We start from the raw sequence: 20,915 nt of genomic DNA, 5'->3' as shown, positions 1-20,915 counted from the left end.
GTGACCGCAGCCTTACCGCAGCCGCAGTCCGCGCGGTGTGCGGGCGAACCCGGCCTCGGCCAGCGCATCGGCGACCGGATTCGATCCCCCGGCGGGGGTCTGCAGCGCAGGCACCCCGTCGATGCGTTCCACCAGGACCGACGCGACGCGCCGGGAGGCGACCAGGTCTGCCAGCGCCGCGGCCGCCGCGTGGTGCGCGCCCGGGTCGTCGCTGAAGGTGAGCAGTGACCGGCCGCCGCGCTCGAGGAACCAGGCCAGGTGACCGTCCACCAGGACGACGAGCGCGCCGGCCTTGCGGCCCGGCCGGGCCCCGGCCCCGTCCGCGCCGGAGGGCGGCCACGGCAGCGCGGCGCCGTACGGGTTGGCCGGGTCGGCGGCGGCCAGCACGACGGCCCGGTATTCCGGGCGCTCGGGATCGATGCCGTCGCTGTAGCTGCGCAACCGGTCGACGGTCGACGCGACGGCGAACTGGGCGCCGCCCAGCGACTCGACGAAGTACCCGCGTTGGCACCGGCCGGCTTCCTCGAAGGTGCTCAGCACCTTGTAGAGCGTGGCGAACCCGCCGGTGACGCCCTCGGCCGCAACCGCGCCCCGGGTCAGCACGCCGTGGCGGCCCAACAGCAACTCCGCCTGGTAGTGGGCGCGCACCGTGGAGTCGGGCTCGGGGACCGGCAGGGCCGACCAACGGCCCGCCACCGTCGGGTCGGCGGGGCGGGAATGCGCGTGGGCGACGCTGTAGCGGCTCAGGCGCGGCGGCCGATGCGATCGGTGCGCCGGCGCGGATCGTTTGCGGCTGCCCGCGCCGCCGAGCACGGCGCGCACCGGCGCGAACGTGTCACCGGTGACCCGGCCGGCCCAGATCAGTTCCCACAGCGCGGCTTTCAGGTCCCCCTCGGGGATCCCGCTCTGGGCCAGCTGACGGAAGAAGTACGCGCCCCCGCCGGCCAGCGTGTCGAGGATCGCGCGGTGGGCGTCGGTGAAGTCGATGTCGGCGGGTGCGGCCAACGTCAAAGGCGCGGAATCGCCGACGTGCAGCGCGACCCAGCCGTCGCCGGCCGACATCGACCCCGCGCCCGACCAGGTCACCTCGCCGGCGGCGAGCAGCTCGTCGAGCAGGGCGGGGGAGTAGTCCCGGACCCGGGGCCCCAGGATCAGCGGTTCGATCGCCGACGCCGGCAGCCGGACACCGGCCAGCTGGTCGACCACCGACATCAGCCCGTCCAGCCCGGAGTGGGCGGACGAACCGGGGGAGACCATCCCGTGCCAGGCCGGCAGGAACCGCCCGTACGCGGCGGTGCTCACCGGCGCGACCTGCGCGCGCAGCGCGGCCAGCGAGCGGCGCCGCAAGACGCGCAACACGTCGGCGTCGCACCACTGCTCGCCGCCGGTCGCGCCGGAGATCACGGATGCCTCCACGGCGACGAAATCGCCGCGTACCAGCCGGCCTTTCGAACTGGAGGGGTCGGCCAGCCGGCCCAGCACGTCGGCCGTCACCCGCAGCCCCAGCCCGAACCGGGCGGCGGCCTCGGCCGTGGTGAACGGCGTGTGGGTGCGCGCGTAGCGGCCCAGCAGCTCGCCCAGCGGGTCGGCCACCGCCTCGGTGAAGGCGGCCGGCACGCCCAGCGGAACCGGCGCCCCCACCCCGTCGCGCAGCCGCCCGATGTCCTCGACGGCCACCCACCAGCTGCGGCCGGCGAACGACACGGTCAGCACCCGGCGTGCCGCGAGCAGGCCTTCGAGCCAGCCGCCCACCTCGGAGCCGCCGGCCCGGGCGGCGATCTCCTCCTCGGTCATCGGACCCAGCAGCCGCAGCAGGTCCGCGACCCCTTCGGCGTCGCGCGCGGCCCGGTCCTGCGTCAGGTGCTGCAGCTGGCGGCCGGTCGCGGCGATGACGTCCGGGTCGAGCAGCTCACGCAGCTCGACCCGGCCCAGCAGCTCGGCCAGCAGCGTGGTGTCCAGCGACAACGCGGCGGCGCGGCGCTCGGCCAGCGGCGCGTCGCCCTCGTACATGAACGCGCCGACGTAACCGAACAGCAGCGACGCCGCGAACGGCGACGGCCGCGGCGTCTCGACCTCGAGCACCCGCACCTTGCGCTGGGCGATGCCGGCCATCAGCGCGGTCAGGGCCGGCACGTCGTAGACGTCCTGCAGGCATTCGCGGACGGTTTCCAGCACCACCGGAAAGTCGGGATATTTGCGCGCCACCTCCAGCAGCTGCGCGGCCCGCTGGCGCTGCTGCCACAGCGGCGAGCGACGCCCGGGGTGCCGGCGCGGCAACAGCAGCGCGCGGGCCGCGCACTCGCGGAACCGCGAGGCGAACAGCGCCGAGCCGCCCACCTCGGCGGTGACGATCGGGTCGATCTCCTCGGCGTCGAAGACGAAAAGGTCGGCGCCGGGCGGGTTCTCGGTGGTGTCGGACGCGAAATCGGAGAAGGTGTCCGGCAGGCGCACCACGATGCCGTCGTCGGATGCGGTGGGCTTCTCGTCCAGCCCGTAGCGCTCCCGCAGCCGCCGGCCCACCGCCAGGGCCAGCGGCCCGTTCACCCGCAGCCCGTACGGCGAATGCAGGATCACCCGCCAGTCGCCCAGCTCGTCGCGGAACCGTTCCACCAGCAGGGTGGTGTCGGTGGGGACCACCCCGGCCGCGGTGCGCTGCTCGTCCAGCAGCGCCCACATGTTGTCGGTCGCGTAGGCGTCGAAGCCCAGGCCGGCGCACCGGGCGTCGAACGCCTCGCGGTCCAGCCCGGCCAGCTCGCCGGTGAACGCGCCGAGCGCGGCGCCCAGCTCGGCCGGCCGCCCCACGCCGTCGCCGCGCCAGAACGGCAGCCGGGCCGGCTGCCCGGGCGCGGGGATCACCAGCACCCGGTCGTGGGTGATCTCGGTGATCCGCCAGCTGGTGGCGCCCAGCGAGATCACGTCCCCGGGCCGGGACTCGTACACCATCTCCTCTTCGAGTTCGCCTACCCGCGTGGGCTTTTCGGCATCCGACGCGAGGTACACGGTGAACAGCCCGCGGTCGGGGATGGCGCCTCCGGAGGTCACGGCCAGCCGCTGCGCGCCGGGCCGCGCGGTCAGCGTGCCGGTGTCGCGGTCGTAGACCAGCCGCGGACGCAACTCGGCGAACTCGGTGGACGGGTACTTGCCCGAAAGCAGGTCAAGGGTGGCCTCGTACACGCTGCGCGGCAGCGTCGCGAAGGGGGCGCTGCGGCGCACCGTGTCGAACCAGCGGTCGGCGTCCAACGGCTCGAGCGCGGCGGCCGCCACCGTCTGCTGCGCCAGGATGTCCAGCGGGTTGGCGGGCACCCGCATCGTCTCGATCTCGCCGGCGAGCATCCGCTGCACGGTCACCGCGCAGCCGATCAGGTCGGTGCGGTGCTTGGGGACCAGCACGCCCTGTGACACCTCGCCGACCTGGTGGCCGGCCCGCCCGATGCGCTGCAGGCCGCTGGCCACCGACGGCGGCGCCTCCACCTGGATCACCAGATCGACCGCCCCCATGTCGATGCCCAGCTCCAGGCTCGACGTCGCCACCACCGCCTTGAGCAGCCCGCGCTTGAGGTCCTCCTCGACCAGGGCGCGCTGCTCCTTGCTGACCGAACCGTGGTGGGCGCGCGCCAGCAGCGGCTCGGCGCCGTAGGTCTGGCCGCTGCCCATGATGTGCGCGGGCGCCCCGCCGGGCACCCCGCGGTTGGCGTCCGACGCCAGTTCGATCCCGCGGCGTTCGGCGTGGATCTCGTTGAGCCGCGCGGTGAGCCGCTCGGCCAGCCGCCGCGAATTGGCGAACACGATGGTCGACCGGTGCGCCTCGATCAGGTCGACCAGCCGCGCCTCGACGTCGGGCCAGATGCTGGGGGTACCACCCGCTTGCGGGGGAGTGTGGGCCAGGTTGGCCATGTCGGGCACCGGCACCTGCACCGTCAGCTCGACGCTCTTGGCCGCCCGCGGGGCAACGATGGTCGTCGGGTGCTGCCCGGAGAGGAACCGGGCGAGCTCTTCGGGTGGGCGCACCGTCGCCGACAGGCCGATGCGCTGCGCGGGCGGGCCCTCCCGCAGATCTTGTGACAAGTCCTGGAGCCGCTCCAGCGACAGCGCCAGGTGCGCCCCGCGCTTGCCCGCGGCGATGGCGTGGATCTCGTCGACGATCACCGTCTGCACGCCGGCCAGGGTCTCGCGCGCGGCCGACGTCAGCATCAAAAACAGCGACTCCGGCGTGGTGATCAGCACGTCGGGCGGCCGCGCGATGAGCTGGCGGCGTTCGGCGGGCGGCGTGTCGCCGGAGCGGACGCCGACGCTGATGTCGGGCGGCGGCAGGCCGTGGCGCTCGGCGATGCGGGTGAGGCCCGCCAGCGGGGTGCGCAGGTTGCGCTCGACGTCGACGGCCAGGGCCTTGAGCGGTGACACGTAGAGCACGCGGGTGCCCGCCGGTCTTTCCGCCGAACCGCTGAGACCGGCCAGGGAATCCAGGGCCCACAGGAACGCGGCCAGCGTCTTGCCGGATCCGGTCGGCGCGATCACCAGCGTGTTGTCGCCGTCGGCGATGGCGTCCCAGGCCTGGGCCTGCGCGGTGGTGGGACCGGCGAACGTGCTGGTGAACCATTCGCGGGTGGTCGCGCTGAACCGGCCTAGCGGGTCACGAGTGGTCACCTGACCATGGTGCCAAGGCGCACCGACAAGCGTGCGGGCTAGCGCGGTTCGATTCGAGCCGTGGCCATCGCGTGGGACAGCTCGTCGGGAATCTCGGGCACCCGGCCGATGGCGTCGAACAGCGAGTGCGCGCAGGCGTCGGCGAGGCGGTCGGCGTTGATCGTCGGATCGATGATGCGCTGGCGGCACACCTCGAAGGTGAACGCCAGCCAGCCGTGGCAGATCACCCGCAGGTCGCGCTCGACGTCCGCCTCCAGCTTGGCGCCCGAGATCTTGGCCACGAGGTCGTGGATGCGGCTCATGATGTGTTCGAGCTGGCGGTTCTTGGCTTCGTCGTCGACGCCCAGCAGGACCGGGTCGGACCGGCCCAGGCCGACGTAGGCGGCCCACGCGGCCTCCGGGTTCTGCTCGTGGTAGGCCATGTAGGCCATGACCCCCACGCGCACCTCTTCGTACATGGTCAGGCCGGTGGCGTCGTCCATGTTGGTGGTCTCGTACAGCCGGTCGGCCTCGTCCTTGACCACCGCGGCGAAGAAGGCACGCTTGTCGGGGAAGTAGTGATACATCAGCGCCCGGGACACTCCGGCGCGCTCGGCGATCTCGTCGATCCGCACCTCGTCGTAGGGTCGCTTTCCGAAGACTTCTGCCCCCAGAGCGAGCAGCTCAGCGCGTCGATCCTCGGGGGATAACCGCCTTCGGGCTGTCGGCATGTGAGAGATAGTACTCATCAGTGCTGAGACACCAATTAGTTTGTGTCTATCCGGGCTCCACGCCCCGGGCCAGCGGTGATTCATGGTTGTAATTGACGGTGTTGTCAGCGGCGCCGCGGGTCAGCGCCTCCCGCGGGTTCGGACCTTCGCCCGCCGCCGGCCGGGATCCGGTCGTTTTACCCCTTTCTCCGATGGGTATTTGTCCCCATGCGCATACCGCTGGTGCCAGCGCGATCGGGCCCCGGACTTCGTCGGACCATTCGTCGTCGCGCGGTAACTATTGCGACACAGCAAACGATGAACACAGCAGTGACGCTGGGTACAACGACGTGGGGGACCTGAGGGGTACGGATGCACAAAGCGGATGAGCGGTCGGGTGGTGATCGCTTGGGACAGGAAGACGGCGAGGTCCGCGCCGCCATCCGGTTCGCGGTGCTGGCCGCGGCCGCGGCGGTCGGCTTCCTGGTCTTGGCCGCGCTGTGGGTGAGCACCTGCCCGGGCAACGCCGTGGACACGGTGGCCTGCGGCACTCCGCAGCGGACTTTGCTGGCGCTGGGTGGACCGCTGATCCTGCTGGCGGCCGGGCTGTGGGCGTTCCTGCGCACGTACCAAGTGTGGAAGGCGCAGGGCACCTGGTGGGGATGGCACGGCGCGGGCTGGTTCTTGTTCACGCTGATGGTGCTGATGGTCGCCCTCGGCGTGGCTCCGATCGCCGGTCAGGCGCTGGCCCTCTGAGGAGGGTCTCGCCAAAAGCCTTCCGGGAGATCTACCGTTGAAGGTGCAACCCGTATTGAGCTGCGCACAAGTCACGAATTTCCACTAGGAGCAGCCATGGGAGACACCTTTCATGACCCCGTCGACCATCTGAGGACCACGCGGCCGCTTGCCGGGGAATCATTGATCGACGTGTTGCACTGGCCCGGTTACCTGCTGGTGATGGGGGGCGTGGTCGGGGCAAGCGGAAGCCTCGCGGCCTTCGGCACCGGACACCATCACGAGGGCGTGACCGCCGGCGTGCTCGCCGTCATCGCCGCCGTCCTGGGACTGGTGTGGGTGGCGATAGAACACTGGCGAATCCGCCGGCTCGCGGATCGCTGGTATGCCGAACACCCCGAGGCGCACCGGCAGCGGCCCGCCAGCTAGCGGCACGCGCACCGCGCTCCGGGTGAGTGGCGAGCCATTTTTCGGGGAAGCCGGTCCGGGGGGTTACCGGCACCGTCGAGTGGGTATCAGGTGTGCACCATGATGAGTGCCGGAAGGGTTGCGTCTGCGTGGTCACCCCATGGGGGACAGGATCACAAAGACACCGACATAGATGCTTACCGCCAGAACCACCAATACGGCCAGCGCGATCCCGGCTGCTACCGCCATGCGTTTGAGCCGTCGCGCCCGAACCGCTTCGGTGACCCCCGGCCCTTCCATATCGCGCCGAATACCCGGCGGCAAACGTGACTAATCGGCTCGAACGTACGGTCCACGGCGGTCTGCGGGGCGGTAGTAATGTCAGTCAAACGTTGCCGGGAGACCAGATGAACGATGCGGGATTGCGCACCACCAAACGTCAGCGCGGCCACCGCGCCGTCGAACTGCACGTCGCGGCACGCCTGGAAAACCTTGCGATGCTGCGGACGCTGGTCGGTGCGATCGGCACCTTCGAGGACCTGGACTTCGACGCCGTCGCGGATCTGCGGCTCGCGGTCGACGAAGTGTGCACCCGGTTGATCCGCTGCGCCACCCCCGACGCCGTCCTGGTCGTGGTGGTGGACCCGCAGGACGACCAACTGGTGGTGGAGGCGTCCGCGGCGTGCGACACCCATGACGTGGTGGCGCCCGGCAGCTTCAGCTGGCACGTGCTGACGTCGCTGGCCGACGACGTCCAGACCTTCCATGATGGTCGTGAACCCAACCAAACCGGCAGTGTCTTCGGTATCACGCTGACGGCGCGACGGGCGGCCTCCAGCAGGTGACACCACCAGCTGCCGGCGGTTCGGTCTCGCGCCCGAACGAGTACGCCGATGTCCCGGACATGTTCCGCGAGTTGGCGACCGTGCCCGCCGACTCGATGGAGTTCCAGCGTCAACGGGACAAGATCGTCGAGCGTTGCCTGCCTTTGGCCGACCACATCGCCCGCCGGTTCGAGGGACGCGGCGAACCGCGCGACGACCTCGTCCAGGTGGCGCGGGTGGGACTGGTCAACGCGGTGGTCCGGTTCGACGTGGAGACCGGCTCCGACTTCGTGTCATTCGCGGTGCCCACGATCATGGGCGAGGTTCGCCGGCACTTCCGCGACAACAGCTGGTCGGTCAAGGTGCCGCGGCGCCTGAAGGAATTGCACCTGCGCCTCGGCACCGCCACCGCCGATCTGTCGCAGCGGCTCGGCCGGGCGCCCACGGCAACCGAGCTCGCCGCCGAACTCGGCATGGACCGCGAGGAGGTCGTCGAGGGCCTGGTGGCGGGCAGCTCCTACAACACCCTGTCCATCGACAGCGGGGGTGGCAGCGACGAGGACGAAGCCCGCGCCATCGCCGACACCCTGGGCGACGTGGACACCGGCCTGGACCGCATCGAGGACCAGGAGTCGCTGCGTCCGCTGCTCGAGGCGCTACCGGAACGGGAACGAACGGTGTTGGTGCTCAGGTTCTTCGAGTCGATGACGCAGACCCAGATCGCCGAACGGGTCGGCATCTCCCAGATGCACGTCTCCCGGCTGCTGGCGAAGTCGCTAACGCGGCTGCGCGACCAATTGCAGTAGGGACAGGGGCTCTTCGCCTTCCGCCCGCAGCGGTTCGAGAAGCGGCTCGGCCATGGGCGTCGTCACGGGCAGGGTGCCGTCGGGGTCGCAGATGCGCAGCAGCCGGGACACCGCCTGGCTCGGCGCCATGGCCCAGTCCACCTGGGCGCCCGAGCACACGACGTTGATCCGGTGCAAGGCCGAAAAGCCTGCCGTGCCAATGAATTTCAATCCGCGAAGGTCCAGGATCACGCGCCGTGAACGGCCCGTGCTCTGGCGGACGTAAGCCGCAAGTTGGTCGGCGTTGGCGGCGTCGAGCTCACCGTCGACCGTGATCAGGGTCCCCGACGGGTCCCAGCGCGCGGTGAACTGCGCCGCGCGGCTGTGTTGCCAAGATTGGGCCACAGACATTACTGACTCCATCCATAGAGGAGGATGTGCTGCGGACCGCGTCAAGCGTCGGCTGAAGCGAAAAGTGCAGAGAGTTCATCTTCCCCGCGCCCCGTTGACCTGATCCGCACGGCTGTGAACTCAACCTGCCCCGAACGCTACCCGGGCCGGACCGGGTCGACAACTGTTTCCCACGAATAGGGTCCGGCGGCCCTATTTGATCTCGGCGAGCACCGTGCCCTGGGTGATGGCGACGCCGGCCTCGACCGCGAGTCCGGTGATCACGCCGTCCTTGTGCGCGGTGACCGGGTTCTCCATCTTCATCGCCTCCAGGACCACCACCAGCTCGCCGACGACGACTTCCTGCCCCTCCTCGACCGCGACCTTGACCACGGTGCCCTGCATGGGCGCGGTCACCGCGTCACCGGAGGCGGCGGCGCCGCCGTGCGCCCCACGCTTGCGCGGCTTGGGCTTCTTGCGGACGACACCGGCCGGGTCGGCGGAACCATTAGCCAGCGCCAGGTCACCGGGCAGTGAGACCTCCAGGCGGCGGCCGCCGACCTCCACAACCACCTTCTGACGCGGCCGGGCGTCCTCCTCGTCCAGGGGCTCGCCACCGGTGAAGGGCTCGATCGTGTTGTTCCACTCGGTCTCGATCCAGCGCGTGTGCACCGAGAACCTCTCGCCGTCGCCGATGAAGGCGGGGTCGGACACCACGGCGCGGTGGAACGGGATGACGGTGGCCAGCCCTTCGACGTGGAATTCAGAAAGGGCGCGCCGCGCGCGGGCCAGGGCCTCTTCGCGGGTGGCGCCGTGGACGATGAGCTTGGCCAGCATCGAGTCGAACTGGCCGCCGATCACCGAGCCGGCCTCGACGCCGGAGTCCAGCCGTACGCCGGGCCCGCTGGGGGTGTCGTAGCGGGTGACCGGGCCGGGCGCGGGCAGGAAGCCGCGGCCGGCGTCCTCTCCGTTGATCCGGAACTCGATGGCGTGACCGCGCGGCGTGGGGTCCTCGGTGAGGTCCAGCTTTTCCCCGTTGGCGATCTTGAACTGCTGCAACACCAGGTCGATGCCTGCGGTCTCCTCGGTGACCGGGTGCTCGACCTGCAGGCGGGTGTTGACCTCCAGGAACGAGATCAAGCCGTCCTGGCCGACCAGGTACTCGACCGTCCCGGCGCCGTAGTAGTGCGCCTCCTTGCAGATGCGCTTGGCCGACTCGTGGATCTCCTTGCGCTGTGCGTCGGTGAGGAACGGCGCGGGCGCCTCCTCGACCAGCTTCTGGAAGCGGCGCTGCAGCGAGCAGTCACGGGTGCCGGCCACGATGACGTTGCCGTGCTGGTCGGCGATCACCTGCGCCTCGACGTGGCGCGGCTTGTCCAGGTAACGCTCCACGAAGCACTCGCCGCGGCCGAAGGCGGCGACGGCTTCGCGGACCGCCGACTCGTACAGGTGCGGGATCTCTTCGATGGTGCGCGCGACCTTCATGCCGCGGCCGCCGCCGCCGAAGGCCGCCTTGATGGCGATCGGCACGCCGTACTCCTCGGCGAAGGCGACCACCTCGTCGGCGTCCTTGACGGGGTCGGGGGTGCCGGGCACCAGGGGAGCCTGGGCGCGGGCGGCGATGTGGCGGGCGGTGACCTTGTCACCGAGGTCGCGGATCGACTGCGGGCTGGGACCGATCCAGATCAGCCCGGCGTCGATGACCGCCTGCGCGAAATCGGCGTTCTCCGAGAGGAAGCCGTAGCCGGGGTGCACGGCGTTGGCGCCCGACTTGGCCGCCGCGTCGAGCAGCTTGCCGAAGTCGAGGTAGGACTCCGCGGAGGTCTGGCCGCCCAGGGCGAACGCCTCGTCGGCGAGGCGCACGTGCGGCGCGTCGGCGTCGGGCTCGGCGTACACCGCCACGCTGGACAGGCCCGCGTCGCGGGCCGCCCGGATCACCCGGACAGCGATCTCGCCGCGGTTGGCGACAAGCACTTTGGAGATCCTCGAGCTGGCGTGACTAGCCACTGCGCCTCCTGTTTGGCATATCTCAAGCGGACGTGTTTTCCGCCGTGGGCTTCTTTAAGAGAGTTTCTTACAACTCCCGGGAAGTCTAAGCGCCGCGCCGTCAGGCCGATCAGGCGGTGCCGGTATTTTGACCGGACTCGCGCAGCCGCCGCTTGATGCGGGCGAGCATCGCCGACATGCCGCGCAACCGCAACGGGCTGATCAGAGCGGCCAACCCGAGGTCGGTGTAGAAGTCCTCGGGGACCGCCAGAATGTCGGCCGCGGGCTGCTCGTCGAGACCGGCGGCCAGGATCGCGGCGAACCCTCGGGTGGTCGGCGCCTCGGCGGGCGCGCTGAAATGCAACCGCACCCGGTTCGGGTCGCTGGCGTCGACGTGGAGGAACAGCGGCGTCTGGCACTCGGGCACCGGCTCCATGGCCCGCTCCTCCAATTCGGCGGGCAGGGCGGGCAGTTCGTTCGCGAATTCCAGCAGCAGCGCCAGCTTGTCCTGGCCCTCGACCTCGGCGAAGTCGGACACCACCTCAGCCAGCGGGGCGGGCAGGGTCATCGGGCGGGAACATCCCCCGGCGCCTGTCCCGGCTCTTCGCCCCCGACGATCGGCGTGCGCACGGTGTTGCCCCACTCCGTCCACGATCCGTCGTAGTTGCGCACCCCGGGCTTGCCCAGCAGGTAGGTGAGCACGAACCAGGTGTGGCTGGACCGCTCACCGATGCGGCAGTACACGACGGTCTTGTCGTCGGGGGTGATGAAGTCGTAGAGCTCCTCGAGCTCCTCGCGGCTGCGGAATCGCCCGCTCTCGTCGACGGCCTTGGCCCACGGGATGGACCGGGCCGTGGGGATGTGACCGCCGCGCAGCACGCCTTCCTCGGGGTAGTCGGGCATGTGGGTGCGCTTGCCGGTGTACTCGTCGGGCGAGCGCACGTCGATCAGCGGTTGGGTGCCCAGGATGGCCAGCACGTCGTCCTTGAAGGCCCGGATGGGTTCGTCGTTGCGGGCGACGACGGGGTAGCCGGTGGAGGTTTTGGTCGGCACGTCCAGCGTCACGTCCCGGCCTTCCCGGAGCCACAGGTCGCGACCGCCGTTGAGCAGGCGCACGTCCGGGTGGCCGAACAACGTGAACACCCACAGCGCGTAGGCGGCCCACCAGTTGCTCTTGTCGCCGTAGATCACCACGGTGTCGTCGCGCGAGATGCCCTTGCGGTCCATCAACTCCGCGAACTGCTCGCCGTTGATGTAGTCGCGGACCCTGGGGTCGTTGAGGTCGGTGTGCCAGTCGATCTTGACGGCGCCCGGGACATGGCCGACGTCGTAGAGCAAGACGTCCTCGTCGGATTCGACGATCACCAGGCCGGGGGCGCCCAGGTGGGCGGAGACCCAGTCGGCCGTGACCAGCCGTTCGGGGTGTGCGTAGTCGCTCAGCGTCGGGCTCGGATCGGGGGGTAATGCCACGCAACCGAGCCTACCGCCAGGGGTGTGAGGCCACTCACGGCCGCTGCCTACCGCGACACTTAAGTCATGGCGACGACACGCCGCGGCGGGTCGCCATGATTCAAGTCTCGAGATCAGTTGGTGGTGCCCACAGCGCGCTCACCGAGAGCCCCGCCCGCTGCAACATCGACCGCAGCAGCGGCAGGCTCACGCCGATCACGTTCGACGGGTCGCCGTCGATCCCGTCGACGAACCAGCCGCCCAGCCCGTCGAGCGTGAACCCGCCGGCGACGCTCAGCGGTTCGCCGCTGGCGACGTAGGCCCGCAGGTCCGCGTCGGAGAGATCGGCGAAACGCACTGTGGTGCAGGCTGATTGCGCTTCGCGGCCGATGACGGCCCCGTCGCTCAGCCGCAGCAGGCAGTGCCCGGTGTGCAGCCGGCCGGACCGGCCGGCCATGCCGCGCCACTGGGCCATCGCGGCGTCGGCCGAGCCGGGCTTGCCGCACAGCTCACCGTCCAGGTGCAGCATCGAATCACAGCCCAGGACAACGCAATCCGCCGCGACGGCCCCGTCCAGCTCGCCCGCCACGCGTTCGGCCTTGGCGGCCGCCAGCGCGCACACCACCTCGGCCGGCGCGGCGCCGGGCCCCAGCCCGGCGATGAGGGCGTCCTCGTCCACCCCGGAAACCACGACCAGCGGATCGACGCCGGCCTGCCGCAGCACCTTCAGGCGGCCCGGCGAGGCCGACCCGAGGACCAGGCGGGTCAACGCTTCATGTGCGTCATCTGCTGCATGGTGAGCCGCTGGTAGTTCGACATCGCAAACCGCAGCCGGTCCACCGGCAGCCCCCAGCGGGTGGGCTCGGGCTCGGTGGGCGCGGGGGCACCGCCGCCCACCAGGCCGAGCGCGGTGACCAGCGCGGCCAGCTCCTCGTCGGTGGGGTGTCCCTTGACGATGTGGATGTGCGGCTCGTGCGGCTGTGCGGCCTCGTCGCTCACGGCTTCCTCGCTCACAGCGGGATGTTCCCGTGCTTCTTGGGGGGCAGGTGTGAGATCTTGCGTTCCAGCAGCCGCAGCGCGGTGCCGATGTAGCCGCGGGTGTGCGAGGGCGGGATCACCGCGTCGACGTAGCCCCGCTCGGCGGCGACGTACGGGTTGACCAGCGTGTCCTCGTACTCCTGCTGCAGCTCGAGCCGCAGCGCGTCGACGTCCTTGCCCTCCTTGGCCGCCTCGGCCAGCTGCTTGCGGTAGACGAAGCCGACGGCCCCGGAGGCGCCCATCACCGCGATCTGCGCGGTCGGCCAGGCGATGTTGACGTCGCAGCCCATGTCCTTGGAGCCCATGACGCAGTACGCGCCGCCGTAGGCCTTGCGGGTGATGACGGTGATCTTCGGAACCGTGGCCTCGCCGTAGGCGAACAGCAGCTTGGCGCCGCGCCGGATGATGCCGTTGTATTCCTGGCCCGTGCCCGGCAGGAAGCCCGGGACGTCCACCAGCATGATGATCGGGATGTTGAAGCAGTCGCAGGTCCGCACGAACCGCGCCGCCTTCTCCGAGGCGTTGATGTCCAGGCAGCCGGCGAACTGGGTGGGCTGGTTGGCCACGATGCCCACCGGCCGGCCCTCGATGCGGCCGAACCCGACGATGATGTTGGTGGCGTAGCCGTTCTGGATTTCCAGGAACTCGTCGTCGTCGAGGATGCGGGTGATCACCTCGTGCATGTCGTAGGGCTGGTTGGCCGAGTCCGGGATCAGCGTGTCCAGCTCGAGGTCCTCCTCGGTGAGGTTGTCCTCGATCGCGCCCTCGGGGACGGGCTCGGCGTAGCGCGGCGCGTCGGTGGCGTTGTTGGGCGGCAGGTAGCTCAGCAGGTCGCGCACCCAGTCGAAGGCGTCCTGCTCGCCGGAGGCGACGTAGTGCAGGGTGCCCGACTTGGCCATGTGGGTGTGCGCGCCGCCGAGCTCCTCCATCGTGACGTCCTCACCGGTGACGGTCTTGATGACGTCGGGCCCGGTGATGAACATCTGGCTGGTCTGGTCGACCATCACCACGAAGTCGGTCAGGGCGGGGGAGTAGACGTGCCCACCGGCCGCGGCGCCCATGATCAGCGAGATCTGCGGGATCACGCCGGAGGCCAGGATGTTGTTGCGGAAGATCTTGCTGTACAGGCCGAGCGAGACGACGCCCTCCTGGATCCGCGCCCCGGCGCCGTCGTTGATGCCGATCAGCGGGCGGCCGGTCTTGAGCGCCAGCTCCTGCACCTTGACGATCTTTTCGCCGTAGACCTCGCCGAGGCTGCCGCCGAACACCGTGGCGTCCTGGCTGAAGATGCACACGTCGCGGCCGTCGATGGTGCCGTAACCGGTGATCACACCGTCGCCGAGCGGGCGGTTGTTCTCCATGCCGAAGTTCTTGCTGCGGTGCCGCGCCAGCGCGTCGAGCTCGACGAACGAGTCCTCGTCAAGCAGCGCCAGGATGCGCTCGCGGGCGGTCAGCTTGCCCTTGGCGTGCACCTTGTCGACGGCCTCTTCGCCCACCGGGTGCAGCGACTCTTCCCGGCGCTTGTGCAGCTCGGCGAGCTTGCCTGCCGTGGTGTGGATGTCGATGGTGTGCTCGGCTGCGGGCTCCGCGGTGTGGTCGGTAACGCTTGTCATGGGAGTCGAGCTTAGCGGCGCGGTAGTCTCCGCTGATGGACGCCCGCCCGGTGGGAACTGCGGACTGGGCGGCCGAATGCGATGTGCTGGTCGCGGGATCGGGCGGTGGCGGGGTCACCGGTGCCTACACCGCGGCGCGCGAGGGCCTGGACGTGTTGCTGGTGGAGGCGACGTCGAAATTCGGCGGGACCACCGCCTACTCGGGTGGGGGCGGCGTCTGGTTCCCGTGCAACCCGGTGCTCGTGCGGGCCGGTGTTGACGACACCATCGAGGACGCGCTCACCTATTACCACGCCGTGGTCGGTGACCGCACCCCCCGCGAACTGCAGGACACCTACGTCCGCGGCGGCGCCGGGCTGATCGAGTACCTGGAGGCCGACCCCCTGCTGAAGTTCGTGCCGTTGCCCTGGCCGGACTACTACGGCAAGGCGCCGAAGGCGCGGCTGGACGGCCAGCGCCACATCGCCGCGAAGCCCTGGAAGGTGGCCGCCGCCCCCGAACTGCGCGAGGCGATCCGCGGGCCGCTGGACACCGACCGGCTCGGCGCGGCACCGCCCTCCGACTACTACCTCGGGGGACGCGCGCTGATCGCGCGGTTCCTCAAGGCGATTGCGCAGTACCCCACGGCGTCGCTGCAGCGCGACACCGCCCTGGTCGAGTTGGTGATGTCCGACGGGCCAGAAGGGCGGGTGACGGGCGCGATCGTCGAGAGTCACGGTGAGCGCCGCGCGATCCGGAGCCGGCTCGGGGTGCTGCTGGCCGCCGGCGGTTTCGAGAACAACGAGGAGTTGCGGCGCAGATACGGGGTGCCGGGCGACGCACGAGACACCATGGGCGGCCCGGGAAGTCGCGGCCTGGCGCTGCAGGCCGGCGTCGCCGCGGGCGCCGACACCGACCTGCTGGACCAGGCGTGGTGGTCGCCCGGCATGACGCATCCCGACGGCCGCTCGGCATTCGCGCTGTGGTTCACCGGCGGCATCTTCGTCAACCAGGACGGCAACCGGTTCGTCAACGAGTCCCGGGCCTACGACCGGGCCGGCCGCGAGATCATCGAGCAACTGCGGGACGGGTCAATCACGTTGCCGTACTGGATGATCTACGACGATAGGGAGGGCGAGGTGCCGCCGGTGAAGGCGGCCAACGTCTCCATCGTCGAGACGGAGCGCTACGTCGCGGCCGGCCTGTGGCACTCCGCGGACACCCTGGACGAGCTGGCCGACAAGATCGGTGTCCCCGGTCGGCAGCTGGCGGTAACGGTGGCCCGGTTCAACGGCTTCGCCGCGTCCGGCGTCGACGAGGACTTCGGCAGGGGCGACGAGGCTTTCGACCGCGCGTTCTCGGGGGGCGCCTCGCCCCTGGTGCCCATCGATCGCCCGCCGTATCACGCCGCGGCTTTCGGCATTTCGGACCTGGGCACCAAGGGCGGCCTGCGCACCGACACCGCCGCCCGGGTGCTCGACACGTCCGGCAACCCCATCCCCGGTTTGTACGCCGCCGGCAACACGATGGCCGCGCCCAGCGGCACCGCCTATCCCGGCGGCGGCAACCCGATCGGAACCAGCATGCTGTTCAGTCACCTGGCCGTCCTGGACATGCTCGACGCCACGAGCCGCCGGGGCCGCTGAGTTCTAGGCTGGGTCCAGTGACAGACCGAGACCAGCTCCCAGCACCGTTGGACGAGACCGCATTACGAGCCGAGCTGATCGGCACCGGGCTCGGCTGGCGCCGGCTCGACGTCGTCGAGCAGACCGGCTCCACCAACGCCGACCTGCTCGCGCAGGCGACGTCGGGGACCGATGTGGCGGGCGCCGTGCTGATCGCCGAGCACCAGACCGCCGGCCGCGGGCGGCACGGCCGCGGCTGGTCGGCCACCCCGCGGACGCAGATCACGATGTCGGTGGGCGTCAGCATCGTCGACGTGCCGACCGCCGGGTGGGGCTGGCTGCCCCTGGCCACCGGGGTGGCGGTGGTCGACACGCTCGCCCCGCTGCTCGACGGGGTTCGGGTGGGGCTCAAGTGGCCCAACGACGTCCTGGCCGGACCCCCCGATGCGCCGGGCAAGCTGGCCGGCATCCTGGCCGAGGTGGCGAAGCCGGTGGTGGTGATCGGCCTGGGGCTCAACGTCTTCGAGGCTCCGGGCGGCGTCGACGGGGCCACCTCGCTGCTCGACCTGGGCGTGCCGGCGCCCGACCGCACCCGGCTGGTGTGCGGGCTGCTGAGAGAGCTCGGACGGCGGATCGTCGCCTGGCGCGCCGCGCGCGGGGCGGACTGGGCGCTGGCGGCCGACTACCGGGCGCGCAGCCTGACCATCGGCAACCGCGTGCGCGCGCAGGTGCCCGGCGGCAAGGAAATCGTCGGGATGGCGAGCGCCGTCGACGACCAGGGCAGGCTGTGCATCGAGACCGGGGGACAGACCGTCGTCGTTTCGGCGGGTGACGTGGTGCATTTGCGGTAACTTTCGCCAGGTGAGCTACCCGGATAACGTCCTGGCCGCCGGCGAACAGGTGATCATCCATCGCCACCCGCACTGGAAGCGGCTGATCTGGCCCGTCCTGGCCCTCCTGCTGGCGACCGCGCTGGCGTCGTTCGGGTCCGGCTACCTGAACTCGACGCATTGGGGCCAGCCGGCCAAGAACGTCATCTACGCCGTCATCTGGGGCATCTGGCTGGTGATCGTCGGCTGGCTGACGCTGTGGCCGTTCCTGAGCTGGCTGACCACCCATTTCGTGGTCACGAATCGACGGGTGATGTTTCGGCACGGGGTGCTGACCCGCACCGGGATCGATATCCCGCTGGCGCGGATCAACAGCGTGGAATTCCGTGACCGCATTACCGAGCGGATGTTTCGGACCGGGACGCTGATTATCGAATCGGCGTCACAAGATCCGTTGGAGTTCTACGACATTCCGCGGCTGCGCGAGGTGCACGCGCTGCTGTATCACGAGGTTTTCGACACCCTCGGTTCGGAGGAGTCGCCCGGCTGAGTCAGCCGGCTGGCCCGGTTGCGCCAGGCCCGCAGCAGCGTGACGTTCCCGCCCTCGATCTCGTCCTCGAGCATCTCGGCGATGCCGCCGGCGGTCAGCGCGGACTCCAGCGCCTTGTCGGGGTTGCGCGCGTACTCGTCGGGGAACACCCAGCGCCGGAACGCCCAGAAGCGGAACGCCATCTGCAGCAGGTTGCCGATGATGTAGGCGGAGATGAAGTCGGCAATGTTCTCCACGGTCAGCGACACCATCGGCTCCCGCAGCTGCAGGATGTAGCTGGAGAACCACAGCGGCGCCATGGACAGCAGCACGCCCACGCCGCTGAACGCGAAGAACAGCAGCGCCTCGTGGTGACGTTCGCGGCCGCCGCGATCGCGGAAGCTCCATTCGCGGTTCAACACGTAGGACGCGATGACCGCAACGATGCCGGCGATGACCTTCGCGGTGACCGGCTTGTAGTCCAGAATTGTCAGCTTGAGGGTATAGAAAATCGCCGAGTCGATCACGAAGGTCGTTCCGCCGACGATGGCGAATTTGATCAGTTCGTGGTGGCGCAGCAAATAGGGCTGAATAAATCCGGGCAGACGCTCGATTGCGGCTTCGGCGAAGGGCACAAGTCGTCAGTCTACGGACGCACACAAAATCGACGCAAAATCGTACATAACATTTCGGCGTCACCGCCGGTCAACACGCCGCCGGCGCCGTGACACCATGATGGCCGTGCCGAGTACACACCCGCCCGGAGCCGTCCCCGCAGTCTCGCCGTTGGTCGCCATGGTCGGCGGCGGTCAACTGGCCCGGATGACCCACCAGGCCGCGATCGCCCTGGGGCAGACGCTGCGGGTGCTGGCCACCGCCGCCGACGAGCCGGCCGCGCAGGTCACCCCGGACGTCGTGATCGGCTCGCACACCGATCTGGAGGACCTGCGCCGGGTGGCGGCCGGGGCCCACGTGCTGACGTTCGACCACGAGCACGTGCCGGCCGAACTGCTGGAGAAGCTGGTCGCCGAGGGCGTCAACGTGGCGCCGCCGCCGCAGGCGCTGGTCCACGCCCAGGACAAGCTGGTGATGCGCCGGCGGCTGGAGGCCCTGGGTGTCCCGGTGCCCCGCTATGCCGAGATCGCAACCATCGACGAACTCGACGCCTTCGCGCGGCGGATTGCCGGCCCCGTGGTCGTCAAAGCGGTCCGCGGGGGTTACGACGGGCGAGGGGTGCGGATGGCCCGCGACCCCTCGCATGCCCGCGAAATCGCGACCGCCTTCCTGGCCGATGGGGTGCCGGTGATGGCCGAGGAACAGGTGAACCTGCGCCGCGAACTGTCGGCGCTCGTCGCGCGCTCCCCGTTCGGCCAGGGCGCGGCGTGGCCCGTGGTGGAGACCGTGCAACGCGACGGCATCTGCGTCCAGGTGATCGCCCCCGCGCCCGAGCTGCGCGGCGACGTGGCCGCCGCCGCCCAGCAGCTGGCGTTGCGGCTGGCCGCCGAGCTCGGCGTCGTCGGGGTGTTCGCCGTCGAGCTGTTCGAGACGGTCGACGGGGAGCTGCTGGTCAACGAGCTCGCGATGCGGCCGCACAACTCCGGGCACTGGACCATGGACGGCGCGCGGACCGGTCAGTTCGAGCAGCACGTCCGGGCCGTGCTGGACTATCCGCTGGGCGACACCGACGCCGTGGCGCCGGTGACGGTGATGGCCAACGTGCTCGGCGCGCCGCAGCGGCCCGCCATGACGGTCGACGAGCGGCTGCACCACCTGTTCGCGCGGATGCCCGACGCCCGCGTGCACCTCTACGGCAAGGAGGAACGGCCCGGCCGCAAGGTCGGCCACGTCAACTTCCTCGGGGCCGACATGGCCGAGGTGGCCGCGCTGCGGGAACGCGCCGAGCGGGCGGCACACTGGTTGTCACACGCGCAGTGGACGGACGGATGGGACCCACATGACTAGAAACCCCAGGGTCGGGGTGATCATGGGCAGCGACAGCGACTGGTCGGTGATGGCCGACGCCGCGGCCGCGCTGGCCGAGTTCGACATTCCGGCCGAGGTCCGGGTGGTCTCGGCGCATCGCACGCCCCAGGTGATGTTCGACTACGCGCGCGGGGCGGCCGACCGCGGCATCGAGGTGATCATCGCCGGCGCCGGCGGGGCCGCCCACCTGCCCGGGATGGTGGCCTCGGCGACGCCGCTGCCGGTGATCGGGGTGCCGGTGCCGTTGGCGCGGCTGGACGGCCTGGATTCGTTGCTGTCCATCGTGCAGATGCCGGCGGGCGTCCCGGTCGCCACGGTGTCGATCGGGGGCGCCCGCAACGCGGGACTGCTCGCGGTGCGCATGCTCGGCTCGTCGGACCCGGCGCTGCGCGCGCGGATCGTCGAGTTCTCCGACCAGTTGGCCGAGAGCGTGCGGGCCAAGGATGAAGCGCTGCAGCAGCGTCAGGGTAAAGTTACCGGCGAGTAGCTAGAGGAGGCTCGTGATGGCTGGTTGGGCCGGAGACCCCACGTTCGATCTGTTCCAGTTGCCCGAGGAACACCAGGAATTGCGGGCCGCGATCCGCGCGTTGGCGGAGAAGGAGATCGCCCCGCACGCGGCCGAGGTGGATGAGCATTCGCGGTTTCCCGATGAGGCGCTTCAGGCGTTGACCGCGTCGGGTTTCAACGCGGTGCATGTGCCTGAGGAGTACGGCGGCCAGGGTGCGGATTCGGTGGCGGCGTGCATCGTGATCGAGGAGGTGGCGCGCGTGGATGCGTCGGCGTCGCTGATCCCCGCGGTGAACAAGTTGGGCACCATGGGGCTGATCCTGCGGGGGTCGGACGAGCTGAAGAAGCAGGTGTTGCCGCAGATCGCCGACGGTTCGGCGATGGCGTCTTATGCGCTCTCGGAGCGCGAGGCCGGCAGTGATGCGGCCTCGATGCGCACCCGGGCCAGGGCCGATGGGGACGGCTGGATCCTCAACGGCGCGAAGTGCTGGATCACCAACGGCGGCAAGTCGAGTTGGTACACGGTGATGGCGGTGACCGACCCGGACAAGGGCTCAGGCGGCATCTCGTCGTTCATGGTGCACGCCGACGACGAGGGCTTCACGGTGGGACCCAAGGAGAGGAAGCTGGGCATCAAGGGGTCACCGACCACCGAGTTGTACTTCGAGAACTGTCGCATCCCGGGGGATCGGATCATCGGTGAGCCGGGTACGGGTTTCAAGACCGCGTTGGCGACGCTGGATCACACCCGGCCCACGATCGGTGCCCAGGCGGTCGGCATCGCTCAGGGTGCGTTGGACGCCGCGATCGCCTACACCAAGGACCGCAAGCAGTTCGGCCGCCCGATCAGTGATAACCAGGGCGTGCAGTTCATGCTGGCCGACATGGCGATGAAGCTGGA

At 70.1% G+C, this 20,915-nt stretch carries 20 protein-coding genes; 10 read left to right on the top strand and 10 right to left on the bottom strand.

The window, feature by feature from the left end; all coding sequences use genetic code 11:
• Positions 1–12 precede the first annotated feature (12 nt).
• The gene (locus tag A5713_RS00360; protein ID WP_068091311.1) at positions 13–4,644 is read right to left on the bottom strand and encodes an ATP-dependent helicase; all 4,632 of its coding nucleotides are present in this window, start codon (positions 4,642–4,644) and stop codon (positions 13–15) included.
• Between the two features lie 38 nt (positions 4,645–4,682).
• On the bottom strand, positions 4,683–5,354 hold the full coding sequence (locus A5713_RS00355) for a TetR/AcrR family transcriptional regulator (RefSeq protein WP_067918174.1): 672 nt from the start codon (positions 5,352–5,354) through the stop codon (positions 4,683–4,685).
• A 351-nt stretch (positions 5,355–5,705) separates the two neighbouring features.
• Here A5713_RS00355 and A5713_RS00350 point away from each other — a divergent pair, with 351 nt between their 5' ends.
• The 4 genes from A5713_RS00350 (at position 5,706) to A5713_RS00335 (ending at position 8,106) form a co-directional block, all read left to right on the top strand.
• Positions 5,706–6,089, top strand: a complete 384-nt coding sequence (locus tag A5713_RS00350; protein ID WP_067918169.1) for a hypothetical protein — start codon at positions 5,706–5,708, stop codon at positions 6,087–6,089.
• Between the two features lie 96 nt (positions 6,090–6,185).
• Positions 6,186–6,497 carry a protein UsfY gene (gene usfY, locus A5713_RS00345; RefSeq protein ID WP_067918167.1) on the top strand — a complete coding sequence of 104 codons (312 nt, stop codon included), beginning with the start codon at positions 6,186–6,188 and terminating at the stop codon, positions 6,495–6,497.
• 386 nt (positions 6,498–6,883) lie between these two features.
• Positions 6,884–7,321 carry an ATP-binding protein gene (locus tag A5713_RS00340; RefSeq protein ID WP_067918165.1) on the top strand — a complete coding sequence of 146 codons (438 nt, stop codon included), beginning with the start codon at positions 6,884–6,886 and terminating at the stop codon, positions 7,319–7,321.
• Positions 7,318–8,106 (top strand): RNA polymerase sigma factor SigF, encoded by a 789-nt coding sequence (locus tag A5713_RS00335; RefSeq protein ID WP_067918163.1) that lies wholly within the window; start codon positions 7,318–7,320, stop codon positions 8,104–8,106. The genes A5713_RS00340 and A5713_RS00335 overlap by 4 nt, the downstream gene beginning before the upstream one ends.
• On the opposite strand, the gene A5713_RS00330 is transcribed toward A5713_RS00335, so the two are convergent.
• The 7 genes from A5713_RS00330 to A5713_RS00300 form a co-directional block, all read right to left on the bottom strand.
• Entirely contained in the window at positions 8,077–8,508 is a 432-nt protein-coding gene (locus A5713_RS00330; protein WP_067918161.1) for an STAS domain-containing protein, read from the bottom strand. The genes A5713_RS00335 and A5713_RS00330 overlap by 30 nt on opposite strands.
• 180 nt (positions 8,509–8,688) lie before the next feature.
• Positions 8,689–10,482 (bottom strand): acetyl/propionyl/methylcrotonyl-CoA carboxylase subunit alpha, encoded by a 1,794-nt coding sequence (locus A5713_RS00325; RefSeq protein WP_067918158.1) that lies wholly within the window; start codon positions 10,480–10,482, stop codon positions 8,689–8,691.
• A 109-nt stretch (positions 10,483–10,591) separates the two neighbouring features.
• Positions 10,592–11,029, bottom strand: coding sequence for a SufE family protein (locus tag A5713_RS00320; protein WP_067918156.1), 438 nt, complete (start codon positions 11,027–11,029; stop codon positions 10,592–10,594).
• Positions 11,026–11,931 (bottom strand): sulfurtransferase, encoded by a 906-nt coding sequence (locus A5713_RS00315; protein WP_068091309.1) that lies wholly within the window; start codon positions 11,929–11,931, stop codon positions 11,026–11,028. Before A5713_RS00315 ends, A5713_RS00320 begins: the two co-directional genes overlap by 4 nt.
• A 100-nt stretch (positions 11,932–12,031) precedes the next feature.
• Positions 12,032–12,679: a nucleoside triphosphate pyrophosphatase gene (locus tag A5713_RS00310; protein WP_068091306.1), complete on the bottom strand. Its 648-nt coding sequence runs from the start codon at positions 12,677–12,679 to the stop codon at positions 12,032–12,034.
• Positions 12,676–12,924, bottom strand: coding sequence for an acyl-CoA carboxylase subunit epsilon (locus A5713_RS00305; RefSeq protein WP_068091302.1), 249 nt, complete (start codon positions 12,922–12,924; stop codon positions 12,676–12,678). The genes A5713_RS00310 and A5713_RS00305 overlap by 4 nt, the downstream gene beginning before the upstream one ends.
• Entirely contained in the window at positions 12,921–14,561 is a 1,641-nt protein-coding gene (locus tag A5713_RS00300) for an acyl-CoA carboxylase subunit beta (protein ID WP_068091300.1), read from the bottom strand. The genes A5713_RS00305 and A5713_RS00300 overlap by 4 nt, the downstream gene beginning before the upstream one ends.
• Before the next feature lie 35 nt (positions 14,562–14,596).
• On the opposite strand from A5713_RS00300, the gene A5713_RS00295 reads away from it, so the two are divergent.
• The 3 genes from A5713_RS00295 to A5713_RS00285 are packed head-to-tail and all read left to right on the top strand — an operon-like array spanning position 14,597 to position 17,545.
• Positions 14,597–16,186 carry an FAD-binding protein gene (locus A5713_RS00295; protein WP_068091297.1) on the top strand — a complete coding sequence of 530 codons (1,590 nt, stop codon included), beginning with the start codon at positions 14,597–14,599 and terminating at the stop codon, positions 16,184–16,186.
• Between the two features lie 17 nt (positions 16,187–16,203).
• A complete protein-coding gene (locus tag A5713_RS00290) occupies positions 16,204–17,016 on the top strand; it encodes a biotin--[acetyl-CoA-carboxylase] ligase (protein ID WP_067924925.1) in 813 nt (270 codons plus the stop codon).
• A 10-nt stretch (positions 17,017–17,026) separates the two neighbouring features.
• On the top strand, positions 17,027–17,545 hold the full coding sequence (locus A5713_RS00285; RefSeq protein ID WP_067924928.1) for a PH domain-containing protein: 519 nt from the start codon (positions 17,027–17,029) through the stop codon (positions 17,543–17,545).
• On the opposite strand, the gene A5713_RS00280 is transcribed toward A5713_RS00285, so the two are convergent.
• Positions 17,500–18,159, bottom strand: a complete 660-nt coding sequence (locus tag A5713_RS00280) for a GtrA family protein (protein ID WP_067924930.1) — start codon at positions 18,157–18,159, stop codon at positions 17,500–17,502. The genes A5713_RS00285 and A5713_RS00280 overlap by 46 nt on opposite strands.
• A 97-nt stretch (positions 18,160–18,256) precedes the next feature.
• On the opposite strand from A5713_RS00280, the gene A5713_RS00275 reads away from it, so the two are divergent.
• The 3 genes from A5713_RS00275 to A5713_RS00265 form a co-directional block, all read left to right on the top strand.
• The gene (locus A5713_RS00275; protein ID WP_082972692.1) at positions 18,257–19,486 is read left to right on the top strand and encodes a 5-(carboxyamino)imidazole ribonucleotide synthase; all 1,230 of its coding nucleotides are present in this window, start codon (positions 18,257–18,259) and stop codon (positions 19,484–19,486) included.
• Complete coding sequence (gene purE / locus A5713_RS00270; RefSeq protein WP_068091290.1) at positions 19,479–19,994, top strand: 5-(carboxyamino)imidazole ribonucleotide mutase; 516 nt, start codon at positions 19,479–19,481, stop codon at positions 19,992–19,994. Before A5713_RS00275 ends, purE begins: the two co-directional genes overlap by 8 nt.
• A 16-nt stretch (positions 19,995–20,010) precedes the next feature.
• The coding region (locus tag A5713_RS00265) for an acyl-CoA dehydrogenase family protein (protein ID WP_068091284.1) at positions 20,011–20,915 on the top strand (905 nt) is incomplete at its 3' end.

The organism is Mycobacterium sp. E2497 (assembly GCF_001668695.1).
In the GTDB taxonomy this organism is placed as follows: Bacteria; Actinomycetota; Actinomycetes; order Mycobacteriales; family Mycobacteriaceae; genus Mycobacterium.
The sequence above is the reverse complement of the archived record's forward strand: the minus strand, read 5'-3'. Positions and strand labels throughout refer to the sequence as shown.